Origin of the sequence: Mycobacterium sp. E2327, from assembly GCF_001672675.1 — a bacterium.
Taxonomy (GTDB): domain Bacteria; phylum Actinomycetota; class Actinomycetes; order Mycobacteriales; family Mycobacteriaceae; genus Mycobacterium.
Genome location: NZ_LZKE01000211.1, coordinates 1 through 5,497 on the forward strand (window position 1 = coordinate 1; position 5,497 = coordinate 5,497).

General features: G+C 68.1%; 5 protein-coding genes and 1 pseudogene. All 6 read right to left on the reverse strand.

The features are described from left to right. Positions 1-252, reverse strand: a pseudogene (locus A5712_RS23935) (alpha/beta hydrolase); the annotation flags it as partial. Continuing rightward, a complete protein-coding gene (locus A5712_RS23940) occupies positions 249-1,070 on the reverse strand; it encodes an IclR family transcriptional regulator (RefSeq protein ID WP_068110851.1) in 822 nt (273 codons plus the stop codon). The pseudogene A5712_RS23935 and the gene A5712_RS23940, both read right to left, overlap by 4 nt. Positions 1,071-1,246: 176 nt before the next feature. Next, positions 1,247-1,690 (reverse strand): nuclear transport factor 2 family protein, encoded by a 444-nt coding sequence (locus A5712_RS23945; protein WP_068110853.1) that lies wholly within the window; start codon positions 1,688-1,690, stop codon positions 1,247-1,249. A 13-nt stretch (positions 1,691-1,703) separates the two neighbouring features. Next, the gene (locus A5712_RS23950) at positions 1,704-3,170 is read right to left on the reverse strand and encodes an FAD-dependent oxidoreductase (RefSeq protein ID WP_068110855.1); all 1,467 of its coding nucleotides are present in this window, start codon (positions 3,168-3,170) and stop codon (positions 1,704-1,706) included. Further along, a complete protein-coding gene (bphC, locus tag A5712_RS23955; protein ID WP_068110859.1) occupies positions 3,167-4,075 on the reverse strand; it encodes a biphenyl-2,3-diol 1,2-dioxygenase in 909 nt (302 codons plus the stop codon). The genes A5712_RS23950 and bphC overlap by 4 nt, the downstream gene beginning before the upstream one ends. Before the next feature lie 8 nt (positions 4,076-4,083). Then, positions 4,084-5,268 (reverse strand): acyl-CoA dehydrogenase family protein, encoded by a 1,185-nt coding sequence (locus tag A5712_RS23960; RefSeq protein WP_068110862.1) that lies wholly within the window; start codon positions 5,266-5,268, stop codon positions 4,084-4,086. Between the last annotated feature and the right edge of the window lie 229 nt (positions 5,269-5,497).

Sequence of the window (5,497 nt, forward strand, 5' to 3'; positions counted from 1 at the left end):
CCCGCCGTGGGCGTACACGAGAATCGGCAGGGTGGTGTCCTGGCTGTCCGGCCGGTAGACGCGGACCGGAATGTCGCCGCCGGGTCCGTCGATCGTGCAGTCGCGAACCTCGGCGACGGGCTGTGGCTTGGCGGGCGGCACGAACCTGGATCGGATCAGCGCCCGGGCCTCCGCACCAGTCATGGTGTGCACCGGCGGGAAGCCGGCGTCAAGCATTTCGATCAGCGGCGCGATCTGCGGATCGAGCGTCACGCGTATTGGAGCGCCGGACGAACCGGGCGCAACGGCCTCAGCGGCTGCAGCGTCGGCGCGACGCGCTGGGGGCCGTCCTCGACGTTCCGCCAGATGCCCATTGCCGTCATGCGCACAGGGGCGGCCAGTCGCTGGTCGAACATCATGCGGTTCATCGGACCACACACCGAGACGGCGGCTACGACTCCTTGGCCCTCACCGGGGCCCCCGCCGATCGGGGCTGCCACGCAACCGAATCCGAGCAGCGACTCCTCCCGTTCGAAGGCGACTCCGTGGGCGCGCACCTTGGCCAGCTCGACGGCGAGCTGCGCGCCGCTCGAGATCGAGTATTTCGTCTTGCGTACCCGCAGATCGAGCTCGGCATCGTCGTTACGGTAGGCGAGGATCGCCTTCCCGACGGCGGTACAGTGCGCGGGCTGGCGACCGCCCACACGAGTGGGGATCCGCTGATCGCCGATCTTGTCCAGGTAGACGACGTCCGCGCCATCCAGGACCGCCAGGTGTACGACAAGCCCTGTGGCGCGGTGCAATTCGGCGAGCAAGGGGCCGGCCGCCCGCACCAGGCGATCCTGGTGCACGGCCAGCGACCCCAGCTCCACCAGGCGCATGCCCAGCTCGTAGTCGCGGCCGCTGCGGCGAAGCCACCGCAGCTGCACGAGACGCTCGAGCATGCGGTGTGCCGACGACCGCGGCAGGCCGGTGCGGCGCACGATCTGCGCCAGCGTCAGCCGGCCCGGTCCGTCGAACGCGTCGAGGACCAGTGAGATGCGGTCGATGACGGCCGTCGGGGTCTCGACACTCTTGACGGCTGAAGTCATCGGTCCTCCATGTATCTGGCAGGTATATTACTAATAGTCATATAGTTCTAGCACACGAATGTGGCCGCTGTCACGCACGCGGCCGCGAACGGGCCGGCGGAATTTGGCGCGGTTTTTTCGCGGGTGTCGTGACCGCGCCGAGGCGCCACCCGTTCGACTGGATGCCGTTGGCGCCTTTAACCGCGAAAGACGTCGAGCGAGCCGACGTGGGCGCGATTGCTCTTCACCCGCTCCCGCAATGCCCACGATCCATCCGCGCGCCGTTGCCACGTGTCCCTATAGTCGCCGAGCGTGTAAAACCTCGTCGCGGGGTTTGCGTCCGAGCTCAGGTGAACATCGTGGACGTAGGCACGAGTGATCGCGGTGTCGCCGTCGACGTCGATGACCACGTTGGCGAGAAGGTGTTGCGTCGGACCGCAATTGTCGAGGAAGCCGCGGATCAGCTCGATGATCGCGGCGCTTCCGCGCAGGCGGCCGGTCCCGAAGTCGCCCTCGGCGTCGTCGGCCAAGATTTCGGCCATCGCCGCCCAGTCGCGATCGTCCATCGCGCGGGCGAACTGCTTCAACGCTCGTTCGATGTCACGTTCATCGAGCAGAATTCGCAGTCGATCGCTGTCCATGGGTCGAAAAGGCTCAGCCCTTGGCGGCCGACCGGCCCGCGCGGCGGCCGTAGAAGCTGCCGTCGCCCAGCGAGATGCCGCTGGCGTAACCCCACGCAGCCAGTCCCGCGGTCGACCTACCGGCGGCGAAGAGTCCCGGGATGGGCTCGCCGCTGACGTGCAGCACCTCGGCCTCCAAGGTCGTCGCCAACCCGCCCAGCGTGAAGCCTCCGGTGTTCTCCCTTAGGTCGATTGCCCCGACGGGGGAACCGATCGGCCTGAGCCACTCGGGCTTCTTGTGCAGGAGCGGATCCTCGCCGCGCGCCGCGCCCGCGTTGTAGGCGGCCACCGTCGCCTGCAGCGATCCGGGGGCCAGGCCCATGTCGCGTTCCAGGTCGGCCACGGTGTCGGCGACCCAGGTCGGCTGGCGCAGCATGAACTTGGGCGACCACGAGGCCATCGCCTCCTGCTGCGCGTCGTCGTCGATGATCAGGTACGCGACGTTGTCCTGCTGGTACAGCGTCAGCTGCCCCACCCGGCCCGGGTAGGTGTCCTCGGGGACGTAGCGCTGGCCGCGGCCGTTGACCAGGATGCCGCGCACCAGTTGCTGGGGGTCGATGAAGATCGCGACCTCGGTGGCGTCCATGTGGGCCAGATCGGCGCCCAGCGCCTGCGCCATCCGGATCGCCTGGCCGTCGTGCTGCTCGATCGAGGCGGCCGGCCGTCCGGCGATCCGCGGCGCGTACCGCGCCACCATCGCGTCGTTGTACGCGAAGCTGCCCGTCGCCAGCACCACCCCGCGGCGGGCCCGAACCGTCATCTCGGCGCCGTATTGGCGGGCGCGGAGGCCGACGACCCTGCCGTCGGATTCGACGATCAGGCTTTGCACGCGGACGTCGTAGAGCGCCCGCGCGCCGGCCGCCGTGGCCGTCTCGACGAGGGGCTTCATCAGCATGTAGCCCGCGCTGGCTTCGCCCTGCTTCTTGTTCTGCATCTGCGGGACGTGCCCGCGCGGGGCGGGGGAGGCGATGGTGTTGAACGGGTATGCGTTTTCGCCGCCGCTGTACATGAGGCCCTGGTCGCCCATCGGCTCCCAGCCGGGCTCGGAGAAAAACTCCGCTTTGAACGGCACCCCGCAGCCGACGAGCCAGTCGAAGTGCGCGATGCTGCCCGCGCAGTAATCGGCGATCCGGTTCTCGTCGGCGCCGGGGCCCATCGCCACGTTGAGGAAGGCGGCCATGTTGTCGACGGAATCGGTGAAGCCGCAAGCCTTTTGCAGCGCGGTGCCGCCGCCGAGGTAGATGAATCCGCCGGCCATCGCCGCGGCGCCGCCCCACGACCCCGTGCGCTCCAAGACCAGCACGTCGGCGCCGGACCGGGCCGCCTCGACCGCCGCGGCGGCGCCCGCGACCCCGTAGCCGGCGATGACGACGTCGGCCTCCTGATCCCAGGAGGAGATCGACGACGCCGGGACGGGTGTGACGTCCGCGTCGGGCGTCATAGCCGCATCGCCGCGGGCATCTCGCCGATCCACTGGTGCCCCCAGTAGCTGTCCGCGGTGATTTCCTCTGCGGTGTAATAGGTTTCGTCGACGCGCATGCCGTCGGTGCCGAACTCGATGTCCCAGTCGCCGGGCGCCCGGACGTAGAAGGAGATCATCTTGTCGTTGGTGTGGCGGCCGAGCGTGGAGGACAACTGGAAACCCTCGGCATTGACCCGGTCCAGCGCCTGGCCCACCGCGTCGAGGGTGTCGACCTCCACCATGATGTGGACGACGCGGGGGTCGCGCAGGTGCGCGGCCGGGACGATCGCCAGGCTGTGATGGCGCTCGTTGATGCCGAGGAAGCGCACCCGCACCGGACCGAACTCTTTCGGCAACGGCACCCGGAACGCGCCGCGCGAGCGGAAACCCAGTACCTCGGTGTAGAAGTCGAACAGCGCGTTGGGGTCCATCGCGGGCAGCACGACATGGCCGAGGCCCTGATCCCCGGTGACGAACTTCGCGCCGAAGGGCGTGATCACCGGGCTGTGGTCGAGCACCGGGCCGTGGAAAACCTCCAGCGTGTGGCCGGCGGGATCCTCGAACGCGATCACCTCTTCGACCCGGCGCTCCTCGGCCTCGTCGACGGAGAGCTGCTTGAACGCGACGCCAGCGCCGTCGAGGGTGGCCTTGACCCGTTGCAGCGCCGCACGATCGCGCACCTCCCAGCCGATGGTGAGCACCCGCTCCGTTTCGCCCGGCACGACCGCGATCCGGGCGGCCCGTTCGTCCATCCGCAGGTACAGCGCCGAGGGGTCGGATCCCTTACCCTCGGCGAAACCCAGGACGTCGAAGGCGAAATGCCGCCAGCGATCGACGTCGTTGGTCGAAATGCTGATGTAGCCAAGGCTTTTCAAGTCACTCACTGCTACTCCTAAATCAACGCCCGCAGCGGGCCTTCCGGCGGATCGATGCCCAGCGAACTCAGCGCCGACGCGTGATACGTGGTGCCCGGGACGTGGATGGCATGCAGGTGGCCCACGTGCACGTCGCGCCAATACCGTTGCAGCGGCTTGTCCATCCTTGCGGCGTTTCCACCGGAGCGGGCGAAGATTTCGTCGACCGCCGCCACCGCGCGCCACACCGCACGCACCTGGGTCCGGCGACCGGCCGCGCGGTCCGCGAACGACACCTCCTTGCCGGCGGCGACCATGTCGTAGATGCGGTCGGCGTTGGTCAGCAGCTCCTGGCGGGCGGCATTGATGTCGGCCGCGGCCTCGCCGATGGCGTGCATGACGTAGGGGTCGTCCTTGATCGCGGTTCCGGTGGCCCCGACGCGCTCCCGCTGGTAGTCCAGGTGCGCGGCCAGCGCGCCCTCGGCGATCCCGATGGTCGCCGCGGAAATGCCCAGCGGGAACATCGTCGACCACGGCATCAGGTACAGCGGCTCGGTCATCCCGGCCTCACGCTGGGCCGTTCCGTCCATCACCTTCGTCGCGTCCATGGTGCGGTAGGTAGGAACGAACGCGTCCTTGACGATGACGTCCTTGGAGCCGGTCCCGCGCAGCCCCACCACATTCCACGAGTCCTCGACGATCTCGTAGTCCTTGCGGGGCAGGATCATGTGCAACATCTGCGGCGGCATCAACGGTATGCCCTGCTCGTTGCCGAGCATCGCGCCCAGGATGATCCAGTCGCAGTGGTCGGTGCCCGAGCTGAACTGCCAGCGCCCGTTGAAGATGTAGCCGCCGTCGACGGGCTTGGCCACGCCCTGCGGCGCGTAGGGGGAGGCCATCCAGGTGTCGACGTCGTCGGCCCACACCTCGGCGGGCACCTTCGGGTCGGCGTAGGCCAGCTGGTAGGGGTGCACGCCCACTACGCCGACGATCCAACCGGCGGCGGGATCCAGTGCGGCGGTGGCCATGACCGTCTCGGCGAACTCGCGGGGGTGGGCCTCGAAACCCTGGTACTTCTTGGTTTGCAGCAACCGGATCAAACCGGCCGCCTTCATGTTCTTGACCGTCTCATCGGTAAGCCGGCCGATCTGCTCGGCCATGGGTGCCTGCTCGCGCAATTGGTCGGCCATTTCTACGACTCGGTCAAGTACCCGCTCGCTCATTTCATCGTCCTAACGTGTGTGGGCTTATTGAATGGTTTACCGCAGTCCAGGCACCGACTCGCCGCTGATCCCGATCAGCGGACGAAATTGCGTCATAACCCGGCATACGTGCCCTTGTCAATGACGCGGTCCCGCCGATTAACGGCAGCGCCGGCTCCTAGACTTTCGCGAGCAGACCGGCGTCGATCACGATCTGGGTGCCGGTGATGTAGCGCGCCTCGTCGGAGGC

Coding starts and splice junctions, on each gene's coding strand:
- A5712_RS23945 (WP_068110853.1), bottom strand. CDS start 1,690: ATGGACAGCGATCGACTGCGAATTCTGCTCGATGAACGTGACATCGAA.
- A5712_RS23960 (WP_068110862.1), bottom strand. CDS start 5,268: ATGAGCGAGCGGGTACTTGACCGAGTCGTAGAAATGGCCGACCAATTG.
- A5712_RS23940 (WP_068110851.1), bottom strand. CDS start 1,070: ATGACTTCAGCCGTCAAGAGTGTCGAGACCCCGACGGCCGTCATCGAC.
- A5712_RS23950 (WP_068110855.1), bottom strand. CDS start 3,170: ATGACGCCCGACGCGGACGTCACACCCGTCCCGGCGTCGTCGATCTCC.